The sequence below is a fragment of the Mycobacteriales bacterium genome (assembly GCA_030697205.1).
Taxonomy (GTDB): Bacteria; Actinomycetota; Actinomycetes; order Mycobacteriales; family SCTD01; genus JAUYQP01.
In genome coordinates, this window is sequence record JAUYQP010000055.1 from 39464 (window position 1) to 64057 (window position 24594).

Annotated in this window: 17 protein-coding genes; 7 read left to right on the forward strand and 10 right to left on the reverse strand. The window is 74.1% G+C overall.

What is annotated here, in order from left to right:
* Positions 1–8 precede the first annotated feature (8 nt).
* The 3 genes from Q8R60_18470 to Q8R60_18480 are packed head-to-tail and all read right to left on the reverse strand — an operon-like array spanning position 9 to position 5617.
* The gene (locus Q8R60_18470; protein ID MDP3714456.1) at positions 9–2030 is read right to left on the reverse strand and encodes an ATP-binding protein; all 2022 of its coding nucleotides are present in this window, start codon (positions 2028–2030) and stop codon (positions 9–11) included.
* A gap of 8 nt (positions 2031–2038) precedes the next feature.
* Positions 2039–4006 (reverse strand): ABC transporter permease, encoded by a 1968-nt coding sequence (locus Q8R60_18475; GenBank protein ID MDP3714457.1) that lies wholly within the window; start codon positions 4004–4006, stop codon positions 2039–2041.
* Positions 4007–5617: an ABC transporter substrate-binding protein gene (locus Q8R60_18480; protein MDP3714458.1), complete on the reverse strand. Its 1611-nt coding sequence runs from the start codon at positions 5615–5617 to the stop codon at positions 4007–4009.
* A 94-nt stretch (positions 5618–5711) separates the two neighbouring features.
* Between Q8R60_18480 and Q8R60_18485 the strand changes: the two genes are divergently transcribed.
* Positions 5712–6887: an ROK family transcriptional regulator gene (locus Q8R60_18485; GenBank protein ID MDP3714459.1), complete on the forward strand. Its 1176-nt coding sequence runs from the start codon at positions 5712–5714 to the stop codon at positions 6885–6887.
* A 245-nt stretch (positions 6888–7132) separates the two neighbouring features.
* Here Q8R60_18485 and Q8R60_18490 read toward each other — a convergent pair whose 3' ends face one another.
* Genes Q8R60_18490 through nagA form a run of 7 tightly spaced genes read right to left on the reverse strand, consistent with a single transcriptional unit; the run spans position 7133 to position 14437 of the window.
* Entirely contained in the window at positions 7133–7921 is a 789-nt protein-coding gene (locus Q8R60_18490) for an ABC transporter ATP-binding protein (protein ID MDP3714460.1), read from the reverse strand.
* Positions 7918–9201: a beta-N-acetylglucosaminidase domain-containing protein gene (locus Q8R60_18495; protein MDP3714461.1), complete on the reverse strand. Its 1284-nt coding sequence runs from the start codon at positions 9199–9201 to the stop codon at positions 7918–7920. The genes Q8R60_18490 and Q8R60_18495 overlap by 4 nt, the downstream gene beginning before the upstream one ends.
* Entirely contained in the window at positions 9198–10304 is a 1107-nt protein-coding gene (locus Q8R60_18500; GenBank protein ID MDP3714462.1) for a hypothetical protein, read from the reverse strand. The genes Q8R60_18495 and Q8R60_18500 overlap by 4 nt, the downstream gene beginning before the upstream one ends.
* Positions 10301–11248 carry a Gfo/Idh/MocA family oxidoreductase gene (locus Q8R60_18505; GenBank protein ID MDP3714463.1) on the reverse strand — a complete coding sequence of 316 codons (948 nt, stop codon included), beginning with the start codon at positions 11246–11248 and terminating at the stop codon, positions 10301–10303. Before Q8R60_18505 ends, Q8R60_18500 begins: the two co-directional genes overlap by 4 nt.
* A complete protein-coding gene (locus Q8R60_18510; GenBank protein ID MDP3714464.1) occupies positions 11245–12510 on the reverse strand; it encodes an aminotransferase class I/II-fold pyridoxal phosphate-dependent enzyme in 1266 nt (421 codons plus the stop codon). The genes Q8R60_18505 and Q8R60_18510 overlap by 4 nt, the downstream gene beginning before the upstream one ends.
* Entirely contained in the window at positions 12507–13361 is an 855-nt protein-coding gene (locus Q8R60_18515) for an alpha/beta hydrolase (GenBank protein MDP3714465.1), read from the reverse strand. Before Q8R60_18515 ends, Q8R60_18510 begins: the two co-directional genes overlap by 4 nt.
* On the reverse strand, positions 13358–14437 hold the full coding sequence (gene nagA / locus Q8R60_18520) for an N-acetylglucosamine-6-phosphate deacetylase (GenBank protein MDP3714466.1): 1080 nt from the start codon (positions 14435–14437) through the stop codon (positions 13358–13360). Before nagA ends, Q8R60_18515 begins: the two co-directional genes overlap by 4 nt.
* A 144-nt stretch (positions 14438–14581) precedes the next feature.
* Between nagA and Q8R60_18525 the strand changes: the two genes are divergently transcribed.
* The 6 genes from Q8R60_18525 to Q8R60_18550 all read left to right on the forward strand — a co-directional run bounded on the left by Q8R60_18525 (position 14582) and on the right by Q8R60_18550 (position 23475).
* On the forward strand, positions 14582–15310 hold the full coding sequence (locus Q8R60_18525) for an ROK family protein (protein MDP3714467.1): 729 nt from the start codon (positions 14582–14584) through the stop codon (positions 15308–15310).
* Positions 15307–16113 (forward strand): alpha/beta hydrolase, encoded by an 807-nt coding sequence (locus Q8R60_18530; protein ID MDP3714468.1) that lies wholly within the window; start codon positions 15307–15309, stop codon positions 16111–16113. The genes Q8R60_18525 and Q8R60_18530 overlap by 4 nt, the downstream gene beginning before the upstream one ends.
* A gap of 11 nt (positions 16114–16124) precedes the next feature.
* On the forward strand, positions 16125–18590 hold the full coding sequence (locus Q8R60_18535) for a CehA/McbA family metallohydrolase (protein MDP3714469.1): 2466 nt from the start codon (positions 16125–16127) through the stop codon (positions 18588–18590).
* Positions 18587–19531 (forward strand): SIS domain-containing protein, encoded by a 945-nt coding sequence (locus tag Q8R60_18540; GenBank protein MDP3714470.1) that lies wholly within the window; start codon positions 18587–18589, stop codon positions 19529–19531. Before Q8R60_18535 ends, Q8R60_18540 begins: the two co-directional genes overlap by 4 nt.
* Positions 19528–20853, forward strand: a complete 1326-nt coding sequence (locus Q8R60_18545) for an ADP-ribosylglycohydrolase family protein (GenBank protein ID MDP3714471.1) — start codon at positions 19528–19530, stop codon at positions 20851–20853. The genes Q8R60_18540 and Q8R60_18545 overlap by 4 nt, the downstream gene beginning before the upstream one ends.
* Positions 20854–20940: 87 nt before the next feature.
* The gene (locus Q8R60_18550; GenBank protein ID MDP3714472.1) at positions 20941–23475 is read left to right on the forward strand and encodes a hypothetical protein; all 2535 of its coding nucleotides are present in this window, start codon (positions 20941–20943) and stop codon (positions 23473–23475) included.
* Positions 23476–24594 lie beyond the last annotated feature (1119 nt).

Here is a 24594-nt window from a genome sequence, read left to right on the forward strand (position 1 = left end):
CCCCAGGGTCAGGTGGTCACGAGGGGCGCGTCGGTGCGCCCTCCGAGGAAGACGGAGCGGAGCAGGTCGTCGCGGTGCAGGAGCTCGGCGGTCGGGCCCTCGAAGCGGACCGTGCCCTTCTCCATGAAGTAGGCGCGGTCGGCGAGGGTGAGCGCGACGTTGACCGACTGCTCGACGAGCACGATGGTCACGCCCTCGGCGTTGAGCCGGCGCACCGTCGCGAGCAGCTCCTGGACGACGATCGGCGCGAGGCCGAGCGAGAGCTCGTCGATGAGCAGCAGCTTCGGCTTGAGCAGGAAGGCCTGGGCGAGCACCAGCTGCTGGCGCTGGCCGCCCGACAGCGCGCCCGCGCGCAGGCCCAGCAGCGGGCGCAGCGCGGGGAAGACGTCGAGCACCTCGTCGAGGCGGGCCGCGAGCAGCGCCTTGTCCTTGCGCAGCAGGAAGGCACCGAGGCGCAGGTTCTCCTCGACGGTGAGACCGGGGAAGATGCCGCGACCGCCGGGGGCCTGCACGATGCCGCGGGCGGTGGTGCGCTCCGGCGGCTCACCGGTGATCGGCACGCCGCCGAGCCAGACGTTGCCGCCGTCGGGCTCGACCAGGCCGTTGATGGCGTTGAGGGTCGTGGACTTGCCGGCGCCGTTGGTGCCGAGCAGCGCGACGATCTCGCCCTCGCGGACCTGCAGGTCCACGCCGAAGAGCACCTGCACCCCGTCGTAGGAGACGGTGAGGTCCTTGGTCTCGAGCAGCAGCACGCTGCCGTCGGCCGCGGTGCGGGCCCCCTCGTCGACATGGGTGGGGTCGCGACGGGCGACGTCGGCGTCGATGTAGCGGGCGACGGTGAGGATGTGGAACACCCCGCGGGTCAGGCACAGGGCCGCTGCAGCGAAGGCCCAGCCGTAGCCCCCCTGATCCGCGATGAGGGCGATCAGCAGGGCCGGGATCGCGCCGAGCAGCCAGATCACCTGCCCGATGGAGTACGCCGACGACCGCAGCTCGGGCGGCGCGATGAGCGTGCCGATCGTCGCAAGCAGCGGGCTGATCAGTCCAAACAGCGCGAACAGCCCGAACAGCAGGGGCATCGTGATCCACAGCGTCGGCGCCAGGCCGAAGACCCCCAGCACGCCCGCGGACACGAACATGACCGTGGCGATCCAGCGCACTCCGACGTGGGGAGCCTCGTTGAGGCGCTCCTGCGCGATCCTCGCCCCGATGAACGTCGAGACCATGGCCCCAAGACCGGCGACCGCACCGATCACCCCGACACCGAAGGCACCGATGTCGTAGGTCTCCTTGAAGTAGAACGGCAGGATCAGCACCGAGCCCAACGTGCCGCCGCCGACGATCCAGATGCCGGCGAACCAGACGTAGCGCTGCGAGCGGATCGCGTAGAGCCGCGGGAAGACCTCGCGGAAGGGCAGCTGCTCCTCGGTCTCGCGGCGCTCGTGGCTACCGCGTGCCGGCTCGGCCACCTTGCGGACCGCGAGGATCGTCAGCAGCGTGGGGATCGCCAGCACGACGAAGGCCGCGCGCCAGCCGAAGAACTGCGCGATCACCCCCGCCCCGAGGGCGCCGAAGATCGCACCGACGGTGTTGGCCTGGGAGTGCACGCCCAGGGCCTTCGCGCGCACCCGCGGCGGGTAGAAGTCGGCCAGCAGCGACAGCTGCACGGGGTAGCTCACGGTGCGGCCGAGCGACGAGCCGATCCGCGCGAGCACCAGCAGCGTCAGCGTGAACGCGGCAGCGGAGGCGAGCGAGAAGACCGCCCACGTCGCGGCGCAGGCGATCGCGATCGGCATCCGGGCCCGCCGGTCGGCGGCCAGCGACACCGGGATCGCGATGAGCGGCGCGACCACGAGCACCAGGATCCCGATGACGCCGAAGGCGCCGACGCCCTTGCCGAAGGACTCCGCGATGATCGGGCCGAGCCAGATGAAGGTCGCGTTGTCGAGCTCGTCGACGGCGTTGAGGCCGAACATCGCCGCGGCCGGCTTGGGGTCCTCGCCGTCGAGGTAGCCCCGCAGCCGCGACATGGGTCCCCTCATCGGCCCGCCCCGACGAGGACGGGCTGCGGCTCGAGCTCGGGCTCGGGCTCGGGAACCGGCTCGACCCGCGGCCTCGCCTCGACCCCGGTGACGAGCAGCGCGACCCGGTCGCGGACCGCGAAGGCGACCCGGGCCAGCCCACCCGGCAGCACGAGGACGAGCACGAGCAGGCCGACGCCGGTGGAGAGGATCCCGAAGTACGGCGAGACGTCGGCGGCGAAGTAGGGGATGCCAAGGAGGTACGCCGTGCCGAGCACCGCCCCGCCGACCGAGCCGAGGCCGCCGATGATCGCCGCGGCCAGCAGGCCGAGCGAGCGGTGGGCGGGGAACGCCTCGGGGCTCGCGGTGGTCACCCCGGCTGCCCACAGGAAGCCGGCGAGGCTCGCCAGGGTGCCCGACAGGACGAAGGTCGTGAGCTTCGTGCGGACCACCGCGATGCCCATCGCGGCGGCCTGCGCGGGGTTGTCGCGAACGGCCACGACGTTGCGGCCGAAGCGCCCGCGCTGCAGGGTCCGCACCCCGAGCATGACGACGACGAGGAAGACGAGGCAGACGTAGTAGTAGGTGTCGATGCCTATCCAGGCGGGGCGCTCGAGGACACCGGTACCGGCGAACCACGGCTGGTCGAACAGCCAGGTGGAGCACACGACCGCGAAGCCGAGCGTGACCACCGCCAGCAGCGGCCCGGGCAGCCGCAGGGCCGGGAGTCCGAGAAGCAGCGAGATCAGCCCCCCGAGCGCACCGACGGCGAGGAAGGCCAGCCAGAACGGCACGCCCAGCACCTCGTGGAGCCGGCTGCCGAGGACGCCGCCGACGCCGGCCAGCGCCCAGTGGCCGATGGACAGCTGACCGCCCCAGCCGGACAGCACGGTCAGGGCGATCGTCACGACGCTGACCGCACCGATGGTGGCCAGCAGGAAGGTGCTCGAGGAGCTGAGCACACCGGGCGCGAGCAGGAGCAGGGTGGCGGTGACGCCGACGCTCGCGAGCACGACGCCCCGCCAGCGGCGGTCGCCGGTGATCTCGGGAGGCAGCGCGCGCACCGGGTCCGAGACCGCCCACGACGACTCCTCCGAGGCCGTGGTGCGGCGCTTCTCGAAGCGGCGCAGGAGCAGCACGACGAGCACCACACCGAGCACGACCGCGTCGGTGACGCCGCTCTTGCCTGTGTAGAAGATCGCGAGCTGGTCGACGAGGCCGAAGACGAGCCCGAGCCCGAAGGCGAGCCCGACGGACTCGAAGCGCGCGACCGTCGCGGCGGCCAGGCCGCGGGCCAGCAGCGGCAGGCCGACCGCCTCGGTGCTCGAGAAGCCGACGATCGGGGCCAGCAGGATCGCGCCGATGCCGGCGAGCAGGCCACCGATGACCCAGGCCAGGGTGCTGACCCGGCGGACCGGGATGCCGAGCAGCTGGGCGCGCGCGGAGTTCTCCGCCGACGCGCGCATCGCGATGCCGTAGACGCTGCGCCGCAGGAAGAGCACGACGCCGAGGACGGCGAGCGGGCCGACGACCAGGACCATCAGGTGCTGCGGCCCGATGATGACGCGCCCGAACTCGAAGGACGGCTCGCTGAAGGGGACGGGGAACGACGTACCGCCTCCGGCGAAGACCGCGTCGTCACCGTTCTTCGGCTTGGGCAGGACCAGCCGGCCGACGGTGACGACCTGGGCGACCCCGACCGTCGCGATGAGCACGATGAGGCGAGGGCTGCGGAACAGCCGCTGGATGACGGTGCGCTCGATGGCGGCGGCAAGCAGGGCGGTGCCGGCGAGGCTCGCCAGCAGCGCCGGCCAGTAGGCCCAGTCGAGGACCTGGGTGAAGGTGAGCATGAGCGCGACCGCGAAAGCGCCGATCTCGCCGTGGGCGAAGTTGACGACGCGGTTGCTCATGTAGATGAGGACGAGGCCGACGGCGAGCAGCGCGTTGGCCATCCCGATCGTGAGACCGAGCAGGACGAGGTCCAACTAGGGCTTCTTCCAGGTGTCGTCGAACAGCGGACGCAGGTCCTCGCCACCGGACTTCCCCGGTCCGAAGCGGCTCCAGTACTTGGGGTACTCCGGGAAGGAGTAGTCGCCGGCGTTGCGGTCCCACCGCACCACGGTCTGGTGGTCGTAGCCGGTGAAGTCGAACGGCCGCGCCAGGCTGGTCGGGACGGTGTAGGTCATCGGGACGTGCGCGTCGTAGTAGAAGTCGCGCTTGATGGCGTTGACGCCGACCTGCAGCGAGTTGGCGGTGAGCACCCCGGTCAGGTCCACGGCCCGCTCCATGGCCTCCGTCGAGGTGAGGATGGCGATGCAGGCGATCAGCACCGATGCCGAGCCGGACTGGCCGTCGCCCGGGTAGTACTTCTCGTAGATCTTCGTGCAGTTGTCCTCGTTGGGGTGGTCACCGGGCTTGATGCGCGGCGACAGCCCGATCGCGTTGACCCACTGGTTCTGGTTCATCAGCGAGCCGCCCAGCGCGGCGTCGATGAGCGCGGTGCGGCCAGTGAAGGTGTAGATCGGGTGCCAGTCCTGCTGCTCGGCGGCGTTGCTGAAGAAGATCATGCCGATCGCGTTGTTGGCGACGAACCAGACCTGGCCGCACTTGCCCTTCATCCGGATGACCGCGGCGGTGGCCTGCTGCTGGGCCGTCGAGGCGTCGTCGGCGTAGCGGATGACATCGGCGAAGGACAGGCCCTCGGCCTTCATCAGTGCGACCAGGATCTTCTCCTGGTTGTTGAAGTCCTCGGTGTCGGGGTGCACGAAGCAGGCGCGCTTCTCGACCGGGCCGTCCGGCGACGTACCGAGGTAGTGGCGACCGAAGCTGGCCCAGTTGGCGAAGTCGCTGTCGGCGTCCTGGAAGAGCTGGAACTGCCCGATCCCGCGGCTCTTCTGCTCGGCCTTGGTCGAGCGTCCGCCGAAGATCGGGATCTTGCGCTTGAGGACCGCGTCGCCGACGGGGTGCAGGCCCACCAGCGCCATGAAGACCTTGTGCTGGTCGACCATCTCGATGGCGGCCGCGGTGTTGCGCTCGGGGCACTGCAGGCCGCCGTCGTCGACGGTGACGGTCGACAGGGTCCGGCCGCGGACGCCGCCGGTGTCGTTGACGTGGCGGGTGAACGCCGCCACCGCCTTCTCCGGGTCGCCGACCACCGCCGGGCCGAGGGCCGCCTCGAGAGCGCCCGCGTCGCCGCAGCCGGACTTGTTGTAGTCGAGACCGATCTTCACCGAGGTCGGGGTGACGCCCTGGGTGCGGAGCCCGAAGTCGGGGACGGCCACGGTAGAGCCGGGCTTCACCGTGGTCGGGACGCTGCCAGGCACGGTCTGACCCGGGCGCGTGCCCGGGGTGGAGCCGGGCTGCTGCGCGCCGGGCCCCGTCGTCGCCGTGGCCGACGCGGTGGGGATCGGCTGGCCGTCGGGGGTCGTGGAGCTCTCCCCCGGCACCACGACCTGGTCCGGCGCGCCGGCCAGCGCGTCGGGGCCGGACGCCTTCTGCTGGTCGAGCTCGTAGCGCACCTGCCCGACCGACAGCAGGGACGTCACGAGGACTGCGGCAGCCGCGATCGCGACAGGCTTCGTGCGGGGATCCGTCACGCTCGTCCACCTTCAGGGCAGGATGGTGAGTGCAGGGCTTATTTGTAGCAGTAGATTACATTGTTCGCCGCCAGGGTCAACGAGGAGTGTTTCGGTGTCGGTGACCACGGTCCTGCTCAGCAACCGGCAGATGGGTGACGTCAACCGCTCCCGGGTGCTCAGCGCGCTGTGCGACCACGGGCCGCTGTCGCGCGCCGAGCTGGCCCGACTCGCGGGCGTCCCTCGCGCCACGATCGGCACCATCGCCCAGGGCCTGGTCGACGACGGGCTGCTGGAGGAGAGCGAGCCGGTGCGCGGTTCGGGCAAGGTCGGCAAGCCCGGCCGGCCGCTGTGGTTCCGCCGCGACGCGGGGATCTGCGCGGCCGTCGCGTTCGGCAGCGACGCCGTCGAGGCCGCGCTCGTCAACGCCCGCGGTGACGTCCTCATCCGCGTCGAGGTCCCCTGCGACACCGCCCGCGCGGGCAGCGACGAGCTGGTCGCCGCCGTCCTCGAGGGCGTCGCCCGCGCGGTCACCGGCGCGCCCGCCGCGGTCCTCGGCATCGGCGTCGCCGTGCCGGGCGTCTGCGACCCCGCCACCGGCACCGTCGTCGGCTCCGGTCCGGTGCCCGGCGCCCGGGGCCGCGCCCTCGCGACCGCGCTCGAGCAGGCCCACGCGCTGCCCGTGCTCGTCGACAACGACGCCCGCGCGCAAGCCCTCGGGGAGAAGTGGTTCGGCGACGGCCGCGGCGTCGCGACCTTCGCGTCGGTGCAGACCGGCTCCGGTCTCGGGGTCGGCCTCGTCCTCGACGGCGAGCTCTACCGCGGCGCCGACGGCGCGACCGGCGAGCTCGGTCACACCGTCGTCGCCCTCGATGGCGAGCCCTGCTCCTGCGGGCTGGTCGGCTGCTGGGAGACCGTCGCGACGCTGCGCTGGCTGCGCACCGAGGCCGCCGCGCTCGGCCTGCCCGGTGCGGTCTCCCTCGACGCCGCCGCGCTCGTCGCCCTCGACTCCGACCCGGCGCGCGCGCTGCTGGCCCGCTACGCCGACCACCTCGCGGTCGGCCTCGTGACGCTGGTGCACCTGCTCGCGCCCACACGACTACTGCTGCACGGCGACGTCGTCGGTGGCGGCGAGGTCCTGCGCGCGCTCGTCGCGGAGCGGGTCGCCGCGCGCTCGCTGCCGCACGTCCGCGAGTCGGTCGAGGTGCTGCTGTCCTCGCTCGACCAGGACGCCAGCCTGCTGGGCGCGGCCGGACTCGTGCTGTCCCAGCGCTTCACCCTGGCGGCCTGACCCCGTCGTACGCCCTCGGATGTGGCGATCACGCGAGCGTCCGCCCGCGTGCATGATCGCCACATCTGCCCCCGTCGTGCCCCCAGCGGCCCCTCCCGCTGCCGCCGCCCCAGCCCCGTGATCATCAGGGGGTCTGCACGAAACACCCCGGCGAGTTCCGTGCAGGCCACCTGTTGATCATGAACGCGGGGCGGCGCGGGTCGGGCGGTGGGCGAGTGCAGGGGGTGGCAGCGGGAGGGCCCGCGTCAGCCGGAGCGGTTGATGGCGGCGGGGTCGGAGCCGAGGTAGGAGCGCACGACGGCCGGGTCGCGCACGACGTCCTGCGGCTCGCCCTCGGCGATGACGCGGCCGGTCTCGAGGGCGTAGAGGCGGGTTGTGAGCGAGAGCACCAGCGGCATGTCGTGCTCGATGAGGACGAGCCCGCAGCCGAGGTCGTCGCGCACCCGCAGCAGCAGCGGGGCGAGCTGCTCGGTCTCGCGCTGGGCGATCCCCGACGACGGCTCGTCGAGCAGCACGACCTTGGGCCGCGCGATGAGCAGGCAGGCCAGGTCGATGATGCGCCGGGTGCCGGTGGAGAGCTCGCCGACGAGCTTGTCGCGGTAGCCCCCGAGCGAGAAGACCTCGACGAGCTCCTCGGCGCTGCGGGTCGCGACCTGCTCGCCCTCGCGGACGCGGCTGCCACCGAGCAGGGTGCCGAGCAGCGACGACCCGACCGGGCGGTGCCGCTCGGAGGCGGCGCGCAGCGTGTCGAGCACCGACATCGAGTGGAAGAGCCGCGCGTCCTGGAAGGAGCGACCAAGACCGGCGCGGGCCCGCGCGTGGATCGGGGCGCCTGACACGTCGACCCCGTCGAGCAGCACCGTGCCCTCGCAGGCCGTGATGCCCGACAGGCAGTCGAACAGCGTCGTCTTGCCGGCGCCGTTGGCCCCGATGACGCCGACGACCTCTCCGGCCTCGACGGTGAGGTCGACGCCCTGCAGCGCCTTGACCCCACCGAAGGACACTGCGATGCCACGTGCCTCCAGCACCGTCACGATCGGGCTCCCGTCAGTCGGGCGAGGGCCTCGCGGCACATCGCATCCAGGATCGTGTCACCGCGGACGAGCCCGGCGGGGTCGACGAGCTCGGCGTCGCCGTCGCGCCGGGTCAGCGGGTAGAGCGCGAAGCGGGTCCCGAACAGCTGCCGCTCCTGCGCGAGGCCGCGCCGCCAGACCTCGGCGACGGTGAAGGCCGCGCCGGGCGAGCCGCCGCGCAGCGCCTCGAGCAGCACCGGCACCGCCATCGCGTGCCACTCCCAGGCCTCGAGCCAGGGCTCGAGGTCGGCGACCCACTCGGCGGGCAGGCCGTCGCGGCAGCCCGCGGCGAGGAAGGCCTCGAGGCGGCCGTCGCCGTCGAGGGCGGCGAGGGCCCACCCCAGCAGCTCCGGGTCGGGGCCGGGATCGGTGAGCCAGGACCGGCAGGCCCGGGCGAGCGGCGTGAGGCCCGGGACGGCCGCGAGCTCGGCCTCCCACACCACGGTCCGGTCCTGCGACGGGTCGGCCCACCAGCGCAGCGCGGCCGCGGCCGGCAGCCGGGACGCCACCGGTCGCGGGCCGAGGTTGAGCAGCAGCCCGCCGAGAGCAGCCGGCAGGTCGGCCGGCCGGTGCGGGTAGGGCCCGAGGTGCAGCAGCCCCGCCATCGGCCCGTCGGAGACCGGGAAGTTGTCGGCGAGCAGCAGCGGCCGCCCGAGCTCGCGCGACAGGTCCTGCGCCAGCGAGGTCGGCACGTCGGCCGACAGGATCCCCGGCCCGGTCCAGTAGACGTCGACATCGGCGGGCAGCGCGCCGACGAACCCACGCAGGTACGACGTGACGCGGTCCGTGCCGTAGTCGACCGGGCAGGTCGCCCACTCCACGTCGTCGGGGAGCCCCGCGACCGCAGCGGCCACCGCCTCGCCATGGACCCGCCCGAGGTCCTCGCCGCCGGGCGGCACGTCGTCGAAGGCCACCCCGAGCAGCCGCGCCCCGAGGTCGTGGAACGCCTGCAGCTTCGCGACCAGTGCGGCCTCGTCAGCCGGCGCCCAGTCGAGACCCGGTGAGACGACGAAGCCGACGCGTACGCCGTGACGCTCCCCCGCCGCGAGCAGCTCGGCGAAGTGGGCCATCCGGTCGGGTGGGTAGGGCTCGCGCCAGCGTGCCCGCTGGAACGGGTCGTCCTTCGGGGCGTAGACGTAGTCGCGCCCGCCGGCGGTCGGCAGCCAGGCGAGCAGCGCCAGCCGGGCGTCGTCGGCGTAGGGCTCGCCGTAGAAGCCCTCGAGCACGCCGTGGACGGTCACGCCGCCGCCAGCGCGTCGAGCAGGGCGCGCAGGGCTGGGGCGCCGAGACCGAGTTCGTCCTCGTAGCCGCCGTCGAGCGCGTCGGGGTGCGGAAGGTAGCCGTACCAGGACGGCGCGAGGCCGACGGGCACGACGGTGCCCGGCCGGGTCACCTCGGCCGCGAAGGCCCCGAGCGGCTCGCCCGGCATCGACACCAGGTGCGCGGTCCCGACCTGCCACTCCAGCAGCTCGGCGACGACGGTGGCCTGACCCCCGGAGACCAGCCGCGACAGCTCGGCCTCGGCGACGGGCAGCTCGATCGCGCGGTGCGACAGCTCGAGGTGGACCCCGCCGTCGGTGACCCGGGCGGCGGCGGCGACCGCGAGGGCGGCCACCGCGGCACCCACCGAGGCCGCCAGCGACGGGCCGCCGCCGGCCCGGTCGTAGCCGTCACCGCCCGGCGGGTTGACGTCACCGAGCGCGCCGGCGACGACGACCGCCGTGCCGCCGAGCGCCGCCTCGAGGGCGGTGCGGCAGTGCCCGACCCAGTCGGCGGTGACCACGTGCACGTCGGGCCCGTGGGTGACCGGGTGGATGCCGACGCCGATGACGGAGGCGAGCCGCGACCCGGACCGCCACAGGTCGAGCAGCTGCAGGCGAGGGACGTGGGACCGGCCGCGCCGGTTCACCGCGAGCGTGACCGGCACGTCGACCTCGGCGATGCCGAGCGCCACCGGAGCGAGGTCGGCCAGAGCACGGGAGGCCGCATCGACGCAGGCCGCGGCGAGCAGCTCGGGGTAGCCGGGGTGCAGGTCCATCCCGAGCAGCGTGTCGGGGCCGGAGTGCGTGTGGGTGCACGACGTCAGCACCCGCTCGACGTGCACGCCGGTGGTGGAGGAGACGGCGAGCCGCAGCGCTGCCCCGGCCTCGGCGGACAGGCCCACCAGGTCGAGCACGAGCAGCACGGCGGTGGCCGCACCGTCGGACAGCGCGACCGCACGCACCTGCAGCGGGTCTGCGACGACGAGCCGAGGGACGGCCGGCTCGCGGTGCAGGAAGCCGGCCAGGCGCACCGCGGCGGTGGGCGTGATGTCGGCGACGGCGACCCCGGCGAGCAGCGTCACGCGACCGTCACCGGCGCCCCGGTGCGGGCCGACTCGTAGCCCGCGAGGACTGCGGCGAGCGCGGCCCGTCCGTCGCGGCCGTCCGCGACGAGCGGCGAGCCGGTCGCGACCGACCGGGCGAAGGCTCCGGCGGTCCCCCGCAGCTCGGGCTGCCCGACCTCGACCTCGGCGCCGTCCTGCAGCAGTCGGCCGCCGTCCACCTCCAGGGTGCCGCGCGCCCCCGTGAAGCGGAACGAGAACTGCTGCTCGGGCGCCTGCCACGAGACGACCACCGACGCCGGGGTGCCACCGACGAGGCGCAGCTCCAGCGACGCCACCTCCTCGACCGGCCCGGTCAGCTCGGCCGACACGACCTCCTCGAGGTCGGCGAGCGTCCAGCGCAGGGCGTCGAGGACGTGCACGCCCAGGTCGATGAGGACCCCACCCCCGGACAGCGCGGGGTCGCGGAACCACCCGCTGTCCGCAGACCAGGACTGCGGACCGGCGTGGCCGAGCGAGACCTCGACGCGCTCGACCTCACCGATGGCCGGCACGCGGCGGCGCAGCTCCTGCAGGCCGGGCGAGATGCGGCCCTCGAAGCACTGACCCAGCAGCAGCCCCTCCCGGTCGGCGAGGGCGACGAGCTCATCGGCGTCGCGCAGCGTCGTGGTGAGCGGCTTCTCGACGAGGACGTGCTTGCCGGCCCGCAGCGCAGCGAGAGCCACCTCGTGGTGCAGCACGTTGGGCACGCAGACGTGCACCGCGTCGACGTCGGGGCGCGCGACGGCGGCCCGCCAGTCGGTCGTCGCGTCGCCCGACCCCCACGCGTTGCGGGCGAGCTCGGCACTGCGGGCGCTTCGGCTCGCGAAGGCCACGACGTCGGCGTCGCCGCCCAGGCGCAGCGACGGCAGGTGACCGGTGCGCGCGACGGTGCCGCACCCGACGACGGCGACGCGGACGGTCATGCGGGCACCCCGCTGGCCATCCCGTGCAGCACCCCGTCGGCGACCTTGCGCAGGGCGGTCGCGACGTCGTCGCAGTCGCTGTCGTCGTACGCCGGTGAGACCCCGATGCGCACGGTGCGGCGGAGCAGGTCCTCGGTCTGCGGGCACATCCCCATCGCGTAGGGCGCGACGCCGGGGACGTGCCAGGGGTGGCCCTTCATCGAGGCGGTGCGCTGCTCGAGGACGGCGGGGGTGGCGTAAACGGGCAGCCCGCCGTAGGGCGAGCCGGCCGGCACTCCCTCGGCGCACAGCGCCTCGGCGAAGCGCGCCGCGGTCGCGCTGTCGGGAAGCAGCAGGGCGATGCCGGAGCCGCCCTCCCCGAGCGGGTCGGGGTAGCGGCGCCGCGCCACGCCGTCGAGCGGTCCTACGGTCGCGAGGATGCGGGCCTTGGCCGCCCGCATCCGGTCGAGCAGCCCGTCGAGGCGGGCGAGCTGCGCGCGGGCCAGCGCGCCCTGTAGCTCGGTGAGCCGCAGGTTGTCGCCGACGAAGGGCTCCGGCGCGTGGTCGCGACCGGCGCCGTGCTGGGTGAGGAAGTGGCCCCCCTGGTCCTGGAAGGCCGCAGCACGCAGAGCGAGCCGCTCGTCGCAGGTGACGACGACGCCGCCCTCCCCGGTGGTGATGTTCTTGTCGAGCTGCATCGAGAAGGCACCGATGTCGCCGATGGTCCCGAGCCGGCGGCCGTGCAGCGTCACGCCCATCGACTGGGCGGTGTCCTCGACGATGGCGACGCCTGCGGGGCCGGTGACGGCGAGCAGCGCGTCGAGGTCGGCCTGGCCGTTGTCGAGGTGCACCGGCATGACGGCGGCGGTGCGCGGCGTGAGGACCGACGCGACCGAGGCGGCGTCGAGGCAGAGCGTGTCGTCGACCTCGGCGAAGACCGGCAGCGCCCCGGCGAGCACGACCGCGTTGACCGAGGCGACGAAGGTGCAGGCCGGCACGACGACCTCGTCACCGGGCCCGATCCCCAGCGCCGCCAACGCGGTGCGCAGCGCTGCCGTGCCGGACGACACCGCGACCGCGCGGGCGCCGAGCAGCGCACCCACCTCGGACTCGAAGGCCGCGACCTCCTGCGGCGGCACCGGCCCGTAGTAGCGGAAGAGCGCGCCGCGGTCGAGCACCCGCAGGACCGCCTCGCGCTCCTGCGCACCGAGCAGCTCGCTGCCCTTGCCGGTCGGCAGCGGGCGGGTGCGGACCGGGGTGCCCCCGTCGAGGGCGAGCGTCACGACGCCTCCAGGTGGTCGAGCAGGCGGCGCGCCGTCTGGCGGCGCAGCGAGAGCGGGAACGCGTGGCCGACCCCGGGCAGGACCTCGAGCCGCGCGCCCGGAAGGGTGTCACGGTGGTGCTCGCCGTGGGCGAGCGGCACGACGGTGTCGGCGTCGCCGTGCAGGACCAGGGCAGGTACGCCGGGTCCGGCGGGCCAGTCCGCCGGCTGGCGCGCGGTGTGGAAGGCGCGCAGGTCGTTGCGCAGTCCCGTGACCGACCGCAGGGCGCGGGCGCGCGAGCCCGCGAACTCGAGCAGGTCGGCCTCGACGTCGGCGTCGACCTGCTCGCGCTCCGAGGGCCCGAGCTCGGCGACGCTCTGGGCGACCACTGCCGCGGGGTCGCGCAGCGCAGCCTGCGCCCGGCGGGACGCGAGGGTCGCGAAGGCGTCCCAGAGCAGGGGCACGCCGGCCAGCGCGCGCATGCCGCGCGGCACCGTGATGAGGTGCTCGGCGACGGCGCACAGCAGGGCGAGGTGGGTGACGCGGTCGCGGTGGTGGGCGGCGAGGGCCCGCGACGACGGCCCGCCGCCGCTGATGCCCACGACCGCGGCCCGCTCGATCCCGAGCGCGTCGAGCAGCGCGGCGTAGGCGTCGGCCTGCTCCCGGGGGGTCCGGCCGGTGCGCAGCGGGGTCGCGCCGTAGCCGGGTCGAGAGGGCAGCAGCACCCGGTGCGTCGAGGACAGGTCGCGGGCGAGCGCGACTGCCTGGGTCCAGTCGCCGGGAGAGCCGTGCACCAGCAGGACAGCCGGGCCGCTCCCGCTCTCCGCGACCTCGACCGGCCCGCGGGCCGTCTCGACCACCCGCGGCGTCACTGGAGCACCCCCGCGACGAGCACGCGGCGCACCCGCAGGTCGGCGTCGAGCACGACGACGTCGGCGACCGCCCCCGGCCGCAGCGCGACGTCGAGGCCGAGCGCACGGGCCGGGGTGGTGGACGCCATCGCGAGGGCGTCGGCGAGCGGCACGCCCCAGGACACCACGTGGCGCACCGCGTCGGACAGCGACAGCCCCGAGCCGGCGAGGGTGCCGTCGGCCAGCCGCAGGACGTCCCCGTCGCGGACCAGCCCCTCGGGCGCGCAGCCGTCGACGCAGTCGCTCACCAGGGCCACCCCCTGCGGGCCGCGGGCGGCGACGAGCGCCCGGACCGACGCCGGGTGGACGTGGACGCCGTCGGCGATGACCTCGACGACCAGGTCGGGCTCGGTCAGCGCGAGCCCGACCAGCCCGGGCTCGCGACCGGTCAGCGGCGACAGGGCGTTGAAGCAGTGGGTGACGCCGGTAGCGCCGGCCCGCACCGCCGCCACGCCCTCGGCGTAGGTCGCGGTGCTGTGGCCCAGGGACACCCGCACCCCGCGGTCGGCCAGCGCCCGCACGAGGTCGAGCGCACCGGGCAGCTCGGGTGCGACGGTGACGCAGCGGACGTCGCCGGCATCGAGCAGCGCCAGCGCCTCGGCGACGTCCGGCACACGCAGGGCCTCGGGCGGCTGGGCTCCCGCGGCGGCGGGCGAGAGCCACGGGCCCTCGAGGTGCACGCCGACGCAGCGTGCGCCCTCGCTCGGGCGGGGGGCGGTGACAAGCGCGCGCAGCTCAGGCAGCGGGGCCGCGAAAGCCGTGGCGAGGTACGCCGTGACGCCCCCGCGCGCGAGCGCCCGGGAGACGGCCGGCAGGTCGGCCCGCGGGCCTTGGCAGGGCGCTCCCCCGGCGGCGTGGACGTGCAGGTCCACCAGGCCAGGTGCGACGACGCAGCCGGTGACGTCGAGGACCTCGACCGGGTCGCGTCCGGCATCGGGGCCGGCGTCGGGGCCGGCGATGCGGTCGCCGTCGACGAGCAGGTCGGCGTCGGACCAGCCGTCGGCCGTGAGCACGCGGCCGCCGCGCAGCGCCAGCACCGGGTCCTCCTCCTGCGTCGTCCTGTCAGGGCCGTCGGCCTGTCAGGGTCGTCGCTGTGTCGCGTCGCACCTTGACACCGGCGTCGTCAATTTGCAAACTGTCCATGCAAACTACTGCATCCCCCTCGACGAGCGGAGCCTTCCGTGGCCACCCACCCGACAGCGCCGGTGGCGTGCGTCGAGGTCGGGGGCGGCAGCACGCAGACGGTGGTGCTCGGCAGCGGCGAAGCGCGGGTGCTCGACGGCGCGGTGCCTCCGCCCGGGGTGCCGCTGCTCATGGCGGTCCCCGGCCTCATCGAGGGAGACCGCGTGCTCGCGGCCAGCAACCTCGGGTGGTTCGACGTCGACCCCGCTGAGGCCCTCGGCCTCGGCCGGTCGGCCGCGCTGCTCCTCAACGACGCCGAAGCAGCCGCGCTCGGCGAGTCCGCGCTGCGCGACGGAGCGCCGCTGGTCTTCGTCGGCCTCGGCACCGGTGTGGGTGGTGCCGTCGTACGCACCGGCCCGGTCGTTGCCGCCGCCAACCTGCTCGGCCACACCACCGGCTTCGGCGACGCGCTGTGCCCCTGCAGCCGCACCGGCTGCCTCGAGACGGTCGCTGCCGGATGGGCGCTGCCCGACCCGCTGCCGGAGTCACGCATCGGCCCGCTGGCAGCTGCCGTCGCCCGGGCGGTGCGGCTCGAGCCGCTCGCCGACCCGCCGCTCGTGGTCGTCGCCGGTGGCCTCGCCCGCCGCTACCCGGCGATCGTCGACGCGCTCGCCGCCGCGCTGCCCGACCGCGACGTGCAGCCGACCGCTGCTGCGCCGGAGCTCAAGTCCGCATCGGCCTACGGCCTCGCGCTGGCCTACGCGCAGCTGCAGGAGCGGGTCGCGTGAGGGTCGCGGTCGAGGCCGACGTGGAGCTCGAGGCCGAGGTCGTCGGCGAGGGGCCGGAGCTGGTCTGGCTGCACGGCCTCTCCGGCAGCCTCGAGGACGGCCGCCCGGTCGTGGACCGGCTGTCGCACCGGTTCCGGGTGCTGCACTACTCCACCCGTGGCCACGGCCGGTCGACGCCGCTGCTGGACCGCAGCCGCTACGGCTACGACCGGATCGCCGCGGACCTCTCCACCGTCCTCGACGAGGTCGGCTTTACCCGACCACTGCTGGTCGGCGGCAGCCACGGCGCCAACACGATCCTGCGCCACGAGACGCTCCACCCGGGCCGGGCCCGCGGCCTGCTGCTCATCGCCCCGGGCGGCAACGCCCTGCGCCGACCCCCGCGGCTGCAGTTCGCGATGCTGCGCGCGGCCCTGTGGCGCGGGTCCCGCAAGGGCCTCGACGGCGTGATCGAGCTCTGCACGGGCTTCCACCCCGACGACCCGCGGGCCGACCCGCACCTGGTCGCCGCGATGCGCACCCACGACCTCGCCTCGCTGCGGGTCGCGATGCGCCGCATCCCCGACCAGCAGGCCGTCGACCCGGCGGCGCTGCCCGGCTTCCAGGTCCCGACCCACGTGGTCGCGTGGGACGGCGACCCAGTCATCCACCCGATCGCGGTCGCCCGCGAGGTCGCCCGGCTCGTGCCCGGCGCGACCTTCGCCGAGATCGAGCGAGTCGACGGGCTGTCCGCGGCGCAGGTCGCCGACGTGGCCGCCACCGAGGTGCTCCGCTGGGCCGACACCGTGGTCGCCCAGTCCTGAGGAGGTCGTCCGTGCTCCGTCCCCGTCGTGCCCTCACCGGTGCCGCACTTGTCCTGCTGGCAGTCACTCCGCTGCCCGCCCTGTCGCTCGTCGGCGCGCCGGCCGGTGCCCCGCTGGTCCCCGCCGGCCACGTCGAGCTGGTCGGGCCGCTGCACGAGCACAGCGGCTACTCCGACGGCTGGCCCGGGTCGACACCCGAGGACTACTACGCCGCTGCGAAAAGCACCGGCAACGACTTCCTCATGGCGGGCGAGCACAGCGACACCCTCGGCGTGCCGCTCGTCGCCAACGACGAGTGCCTCGGCCCGGGCGTCACCGGGTGCGCGGTCGCCGACAGCGACCCCGTCAAGGCCGCCACCAAGTGGGAGGCGATGGCCGACTACGCCGAGGCGGCCACGACGGAGGACTTCGTCGGCGTACGCGGCTTCGAGTGGACCAGCGACCGCTACGGCCACATCAACACCTACTTCTCGAAGCACCAGACCGGCGCGAAAGTCGACGGCGGCTATGCCTCGATGGCGACGTTCTACCGCTGGCTCACGACCCGCCCGGAGCTCGGCGGTGGCGGCGACGGGCTCGCGACCTTCAACCACCCCGGCGCCAAGGCGCTCCAGGTCGTCGGGGGCAGCGACCCCGGCCGCGACTGGAACGGCTTCGCCTACGAGCCCACCGCCGACCGCCAGATGGTTGGGCTCGAGGTCTTCAACGACACCGACCACTACGGCGACCGGCTCGACGACGCGCTCGACCAGGGCTGGCACGTCGGCGCTGTGGGCGCGGAGGACCTCGGGCACAAGCGCACCGACGACTGGGGCGGGCCGTCGTGGGCCAAGACCGTCGTGCTCGCCCGCGACCGGTCCGCGCCGGCGCTGCGCGAGGCGATGCAGGCCAGGCGCTTCTACGCCGTACGCACCCCTGACGTGCGGCTCGGGCTCACCGTCGACGGCGCCGTCATGGGCAGCCGGCTCGTCGCGCGCGACCGTCACCTGGTGGCTGCGTCCGCCCGCGCGACCGGCCGCACCGGCCTGACGCTCGAGCTCGTCACCACCGGCGGCCGGGTCGTCGCGACCGGCACCGACGACCTCACGACGACGGTCACCCGCGCTGCCGGTGACCGCTACCTCTTCCTGCGAGTCCGCGACGGCGCGACCCCGGTCGGCTACAGCTCGCCGGTCTGGCTCGAGGCCGGCACGGCGGCCCCCACCGGCGAGTGGCTCGCCGGTGACCTGCACGTGCACACCTGCTACTCCCACGACGCCTACTGCGGGCCGGACGACGACAACACCGCGCCCGAGGAGGCCTACACCGCAAGCGGTTCGCCGACCGAGCGCTTCGCGGAGGCGTCCGCGAAGGGCCTCGACTACCTCGCCCTCACCGACCACCACTCCGACTCCGCGCCGCAGGAGAGCGGCTACGACTCGGTGAACGACCCGGGCTTCGGGACGAGTGGCGTCATCGGGGTGAAGGGCTACGAGAACTCGATCGGCGGCCACGCGCAGATGCTCGGGGCGCAGCGGGTCTACCCGCGAGCCGGCGACACCGACGACGCGATCCGCGCGATGGCCGACGCGCTGCGGGCCGACGGCGGGCTGTTCCAGGCCAACCACCCCGCGGACGACGTCACCGCTCCGGTGGAGGACTGCTCCGCGTTGCCGTCGATGCACTGGAAGTACGGCCTGCGAGTGCCTGTCGACTCCGTCGAGGTCTGGAACATCGGCCACCACCTCCAGCCGCCGCTGCCCGCCGGCACCTCCAACGGCGACGCCCTCGCCTACTGGGAGTGCTGGCTGTCCTCGGGCGCCCGGGTCGCCCCGACCGGCGGCAGCGACTCGCACTGGCTGTCCACCGCCGCGGTGCAGGGCGTCGGCAACCCGACCACCTGGGTCTTCGCAGAGGAGCGCAGCCAGCGCGGGGTGCTCGAGGCGATCCGCGCCGGGCGCACCTCGGTGTCGTTCCGCCCGCCGGCGGCCGGCGGCGCACCGCTGCTGCTCGAGGCCGACCGCGACGGCGACGGGCGCTACGACGCCCTCGTCGGCGACACCGTCGAGCCGGGCACTCCGCTGCGGGTGCGCTCACTCGACCCCGCCGCCACGGGCCTGGTCGACCTGCGGTCCAACGGCCGCACCGTCCTCGCCGGCGCGACCCTCACCCCGGGCGGGACCGTCGACCTGGTCCTCGACGAGCCGGGCTGGGTCTGGGCCCAGCTCTACGCCGACGAGCCCGCCGACGCCACCAACGCCGGGACGGGTCCGCGCGCGCAGGCCTGCGAGCCGGCGCTCGGGACGCAGACGAGCTACTGCCGCAACCGGGTCGGTGTGCTCGCCATGACGGCCGCGCTCTACCTCGCCGAGACCGTCGACCCGACGCCCACGACGGACCCCACCCCGACCACGACGGCGACCCCCGAGCCGACCTGCCCCCCGAAGCCGCGACCGACCGGCAACCCCCAGGCAGGCAAGGAGAAGTGCAAGCCGTGACCCCGCTCGGAGCCGGCTTCGCCCTCGACCTCGGCGAGCAGCCCGCCGTCCTCGCGCGGGTCCTCGACACCAACGCCGACGCCCTGTCCGAGGCCCGCCGGCTCGTCGCCGCCGCTCCCTCGGTCCGGCTGCTCGGCACCGGGTCGAGCCGCCACGCCGCAGGGGTCGGAGCCGCGGCCCTGGAGCTCGCCGGCATCCGTGCCGACGTGCCGCCCGCTCCCGGGGCGGCAGTCCCGCCGCCCGTGCTGCGGTCCGGCGACGTGGTCGTCGCGGTGAGCCAGTCGGGCGAGACCCCGGCGCTCGTCGCCGAGGTGCGGCGCGCGCAGGACCTCGGCTGCCGGGTCATCGCCGTCACCAACGCCGGCGGCACCCTCGCCCGGCTGGCCGACGTCGCCCTCACCTGCGCCGCTGGGCCGGAGCGGGTCGTCGCCGCGAGCAAGTCGGTGACCGCGACCGTCCTGCTGCTGCGGGCCCTCGCCGGCCCGGTCGACCCCCGGCTGCTCGCCGACGCGGTGACCGCGCTGCTCGCGCTCGACCCCGCGCCGCTGGTGCGGGGCGCCCACCCGACCCACGTCGTCGCCGGCGGTCTCGGCGCCGAGCACGTCGCCGCCGAGGTCGCCCTCAAGCTCGCCGAGACCGGCGGCCGGCTGCTCAGCAGCGAGCCGCTCGTCGAGCACCTGCACGGTCCGGTCGCCGTCCCTGCCACGACACTCGCGCTCGTGCACCCCGACGACCCCAACACCGCAGCGCTCGCCGGTGACGTCGTGCGGATCGGGCCGCACCCGTCGTACGACGTGGTGCTCCCCCAGCTCGACGACCCAGCCTGCGCGGCCGTGCTGTCCCTGGTCGCCGGACAGGTCGCGGCACTCGCCTGGTCGCGTCGCGGCGGGGTCGACGCCGACGCGCCGCGCGGTCTGTCGAAGGTGACCCGCACGGCATGAGCGGCCTGCTGCTCGACCCGGAGCAGGTGCGCGCCCTCCTGCTGACCGCGCTGGACGACGCCCGCGAGCAGGGCCTCGAGGTCACCGACCTGGCCCGCGCGCTCGACGCCGCACCCGCCTCGCTCGACGCCCTGGCCGACCTCGCGCGCCGGCTGCAGGAGGCCCCGGTCGCGGAGGGCTGGCCGCACGTCGAGCCGCTGGCGCTCGACGAGGTGCTCTCGGAGTGCCCATCGCTGCCCTCCGCCCGACGACCCGGTTCCGACGTCGGCGACCGGGTGCGTGCGGCCTGGGGGGCACGGGTCGCGGGTTGCGTGCTGGGCAAGCCGTTCGAGTACGACCCGACCCTCGCCGAGCTGCGCGCCGCCCTCGAGCCGGCCGGCGAGTGGCCGTTCACCGACTACGTCACGGAGGCCACCAGCGAGGGGCTGCGCGACCGCCAGCCGCAGTGGCCGGAGTGCGTCCGCGAGCGCATCGCGCACGTCCCCGAGGACGACGACCTCGGCTACACCGCTCTCGCGACGGTGGCCCTCGAGCGGCACGGCGACGCGTTCACCCACGACGACCTGCTGCGGCTGTGGCTGCTGAACCTCCCCGTCCTTGCGACCTTCGGACCCGAGCGGGTCGCACTGCTCGCCGCGGGGCTGGCGTCCTCGACGGGCGCGCCGTTCAGCCTCGGTGCGCTCGTCCCCGGCACGGAGCAGTGCGGGGCGCTGATCCGCGTCGACGCCTACGGCTACGCCCACCCCGGCGACCCGGTCGCGGCCGCCTCCCTCGCCTATGTCGACGCGTCGCTGACCCACCGCCGCACCGGCGTCTACTCCGCGATGTGGGCCGCGGCCGCGGTCGCCACCGCCCTGGTCGCCGACGACTGGGAGGACGTCGCGCTCACGGCCGCCTCCGTCGTACCCCAGCAGTCGAGGCTGCGAGCGGTCCTCGACGAGTCGCTCGCGCACGTGCGCGCGGCCGACGACTGGCTCGACGCCCACGACCGGCTGCACACCCGCTTCGCGAGCTACGGCCACTGCCGCGTCGTGCAGGAGCTCGGCACCCTGCTCGTGACGCTGCGCTTCGCGCGCGGCGCGACCGACGGCATCGGCCTGCAGGTCAGCCAGGGCAACGACACCGACAGCTTCGGCGCGACCGCCGGCTCGCTGCTCGGGGCCCTGCACGGCCCAGCCGGCTTCGACCGCGACCACTGGCTCGGCCGCTTCGGCGACCGCATCCACCTCGCGCTCGCCACCACCCACGACGACTCGATCACCTCCTGGGGCGACCGGATGGCGGCGCTGCACCTGCGGAAGCAGTCCTACCCGGCGGGGTGACACGGCCCCCACCTCGGCGGACCGATGCATCGGGGCATGAGCCCAGGGACGGGACGGCGGCGCCTCGCCGTGCACGCAGGAGCAACGTTGGTCCTCGCACTGGTCGGCGCACAGCTCGTGGCAGTCGCCGCTGCGCGACCGCCTGCGGTTGCGGACCCCTGCCCCGGCGGCAGCACCGCTCCGGTGTGGCCCGGCGCGCCGCGCGCCTGCATCCACGTCGACGAGACGCCACCGGGCATCGACGTCGAGCGCCCGGTGTCGACGTCCGAGCTCGGGGCCCGCGACGGCGCCTCGGCCGAGGCGGTGCTCGCCGCGCAGGAGAGCGGGACGCCCACCCCGACGTCCTACGCCGCCGGGTCCACCGTCGCCTGCGACGGGGACGGGACCAGCGGCTACCGCGTCCAGGCGATGTACGTCGTGGCCGCCGACCGTCCCAACCGCTTCGCCGACCTGCGCGCCTCGATCCAGCAGTGGGCCGCCGGCGTCGACGACGTCGTCAACCGCAGCGCCGCCCTCACCGGCGGGGTGCGCCGGGTCCGCTACGTCACCTCCGACAACGGTGACGGGACCTGCAGCGCCGACGTCCTCAACGTCACGGTGCCCACCGGCGCCAACGCGTCGTTCTCCTCGACGATCTCTGCGGTGAGCGCGCTCGGACACACCAGCCCTGCCCGCAAGTACCTCATGTGGGTCGACGCGAGCGTGCTGTGCGGCGTCGGGCAGGTCTACCCCTACAGCACCGACGGGCAGAGCAACCCCAACAACGGCAGCTACCCGCAGATGTCGCGCATCGACACGGGCTGCTGGGGGCTCGCCGGCTCGGTCGAGGCGCACGAGCTCGTGCACACCCTCGGTGCCGTCCTGCCGGGCTCACCGCACCGCACGACCAACGGCCACTGCTACGACGAGTCCGACCGGATGTGCTACTCCGACGGCTCGGGTGTGGCGATGCAGCAGGTCTGCGCGAGCGACAACGAGGTGCTGCTCGACTGCCGCGCCGACGACTACTTCTCGACGGCGCCGACGGCCGGGTCCTGGCTCGACACCCACTGGAACGCCGCCGACAGCCGCTTCCTCATCGGCGGTGGCGACGGCAGCGGCGGCGGGTCTCCCGGCACCGTGACGAGTCTCGGCGTGACGCTCGCGGTCAACAACCCCGGCCTCGCCGGGCTCGCGACGCAGGTCACCGCGACGCCCGTCGTCCCTGACGGTCGCACCGCCACCGTGCGCTGGACCAGCGCCCGCACGGACTGCACCTTCTCCGACCCGACGCTGCTGCAGAGCGAGGTCACCTGCAGCGCGGCCAACCTCACCGCCACCACCGTCACGGTCACCGCGACCGACAGCACTGGCGCGACCGCGCGGGCGACCGGTGCCTTGACCTTCTCGTCGCAGCAGCGCACCTCGGCGACCTCACTGCTCGTCGACGGGCGGAGCGGATCCGCCTACTCCGGCTGCACCGGCTCGCTCGTCGCCCTCACCGGGACCGTCCTCGACAGCGCCAGCTCGGCCCCGGTCAAGGGCGTGCGCGTGGAGTTCCTCAAGAGGGCGGGTACGACGACGACCGTCATTGGCAGCGCCGTCACCGATGCTGCGGGTGTGGCCCGCAGTGCGCTGCAGACCGTCGTCTCCGGCGTCGCCTACACCGCCCGCAGCGTCGCGTCGACGGCATGGACCGCCGCTTCCTCCACGGAGACAGCCGTGACCTCGACCGCGCCGTGCGCCACGTCGCTGACGTCCGTGCCCGCCACGACGAGCATTGGCTACGCCGCCCCGCTGCGGATTACGGGTCGCCTGCTCAAGACCTCCGGCGGCGTCACCGACGGCGCAGCCGGACAGGTCGTGTCGGTGCGACTGCTCCCGACGGGCGCGACCACCACCGTCACGCTGGGCAGTGCCAGCACGGCGTACGACGGGACCTGGGCGGTCACCGTCACCCCGAAGACGAGCGGTGCCCTCTACGCCGAGCTCCCCACGAAGCCCGCTCTGCTCGGCGCGCGCAGCACCTCGAGCAGCCTCGCGGTGGCGAGCTGGACCCCGGCCGTGACCGTCACCTCTGCCAGTCCGACAGCTCTCGCCTACGGCGGCGCCATGACAGTGAAGGGATCGGTGACCAAGACGGCCTGGGGCGTCACGTCCGCCGCCGCCGGCGTGAAGGTGACCGTGACCCAACAGGCCACTGGTCAGGCCGAGACCACCGTCGGCACGGCGCTCACCCTGACCGACGGCAGCTTCTCCGTCCTGGCCAAGCCGACGCTGTCGTCGGTGGTGCGCGTCCGCGTCACCGGGGTCGTCGGCTACGGCACCGCCGTCGCCGCCCAGACCACCGCGGTGACCGTCACGCCCCGCCTGGCGCTCTCGGCGGTCTCCTCCGCGCTGGGCGGTGCGCCCATCACCTGGACGGCCCGGATCACCCCGCTGCGCTCGGTCTCGCTGTCGCTGCAGCGACAGTCGGGGACCTCCTGGGACAGCGTCGCGACGATCCCCGTCGTCAACGGCGTCGGCTCCGTCGTCACCGCGGCCCCGTCGACGCTCGGCACCTGGAGCTACCGGCTCTCGTTCGCCGGTGACTCGCTGTCCGCCGCGACCACCAGCCCCGTCAGGGCGCTCAAGACGACCTGATCACCCTGCGATCGGTTCGCTCGACGGAGAAGTCGTGCGCGACCCAGTCCTCCCGCGCGGTCACCCTTCACACCATGACCCGCTGCGTCGAGAACAGCACCGGGTCCCAGACGCTCACACCATCCGTTGTGAATCCCAGGCCGCCCTCGTGCGTGAGGCCGATGGTGTGCCAACCATCGTCGCTGACGAACCGACGGTGGGCTCCCCAGCTGCGGGAAATAGCGGCACGTACTCCCGGTTCGGGGCAGCCTGATCTACAGCCCTATCGGGCCGCGCACGCCTTCGAGAGGGCGGTTCGCGCTTCCGCAAGCGAATTGAACGCCTGGACGGGTCCAGGAGCGAACCTAGGGTGCGTGATCTTCTCGAACTCCTGCCTTCGCCCTGGAAACTGCTTGTTGATGATCGCGAGGTCGATTGTGGCGGGGAGCACGATGCCAATTTGCAGAGCATCGCGCTCCGCTTGGTCGAGGCCCCGAGAGGTCCCAAGGGATGGACGAATCGCGGTATCGACGGCCGCTCTGAGTGACTTCAGCTCCTCGACAGTCCCGTCCACAGGCACCCCCAACCGACAGAGCTGGTCGACGGCGACCTGGGCCGCCGAAGACTTGTCAGGTCCCGGGACGGACGGTGCGCAGGAAGCGGTCCCTAACACGGCCAGCGAGCTGCAGAGGGTCGTCACCACCGCGCGAACTGGCACGAAGCCGAGGTTAGTCCTTCGATTGGCGTACCTCATGGATCGGTACGTGGCCTGGCCAATCGCGGCGGGCCTCGCGAACCGTTACCGGAGGCGGTACGCCGATCGGCTGATCGTGAAGCCATGGTCGTTGTCGAGATGGTCGCAGCGCACACCTTCACGTTCGCTGGCGCACTGGATGTTCCCGAAGCGCAGCGCCTCGGCGTAGGGAAGGACCTGCTTGGCGCTCCAGTCATACGGAGCCGCATCTGACGCGCACCTGAAGCTGGCTCTGCCTGTGCGACCTAGTGGTGTGTCGCGCATTTGAGTAACTAGTTCTGCGATAGTGTTCGTAGATGACCGCAGCTGCCGATTCGTTGGTGATGTCGCAGGGCCAGCGAGAGTCGCTGGAGAAGGTCGCGAAGTCCAAGACTGCGGCGCATCGT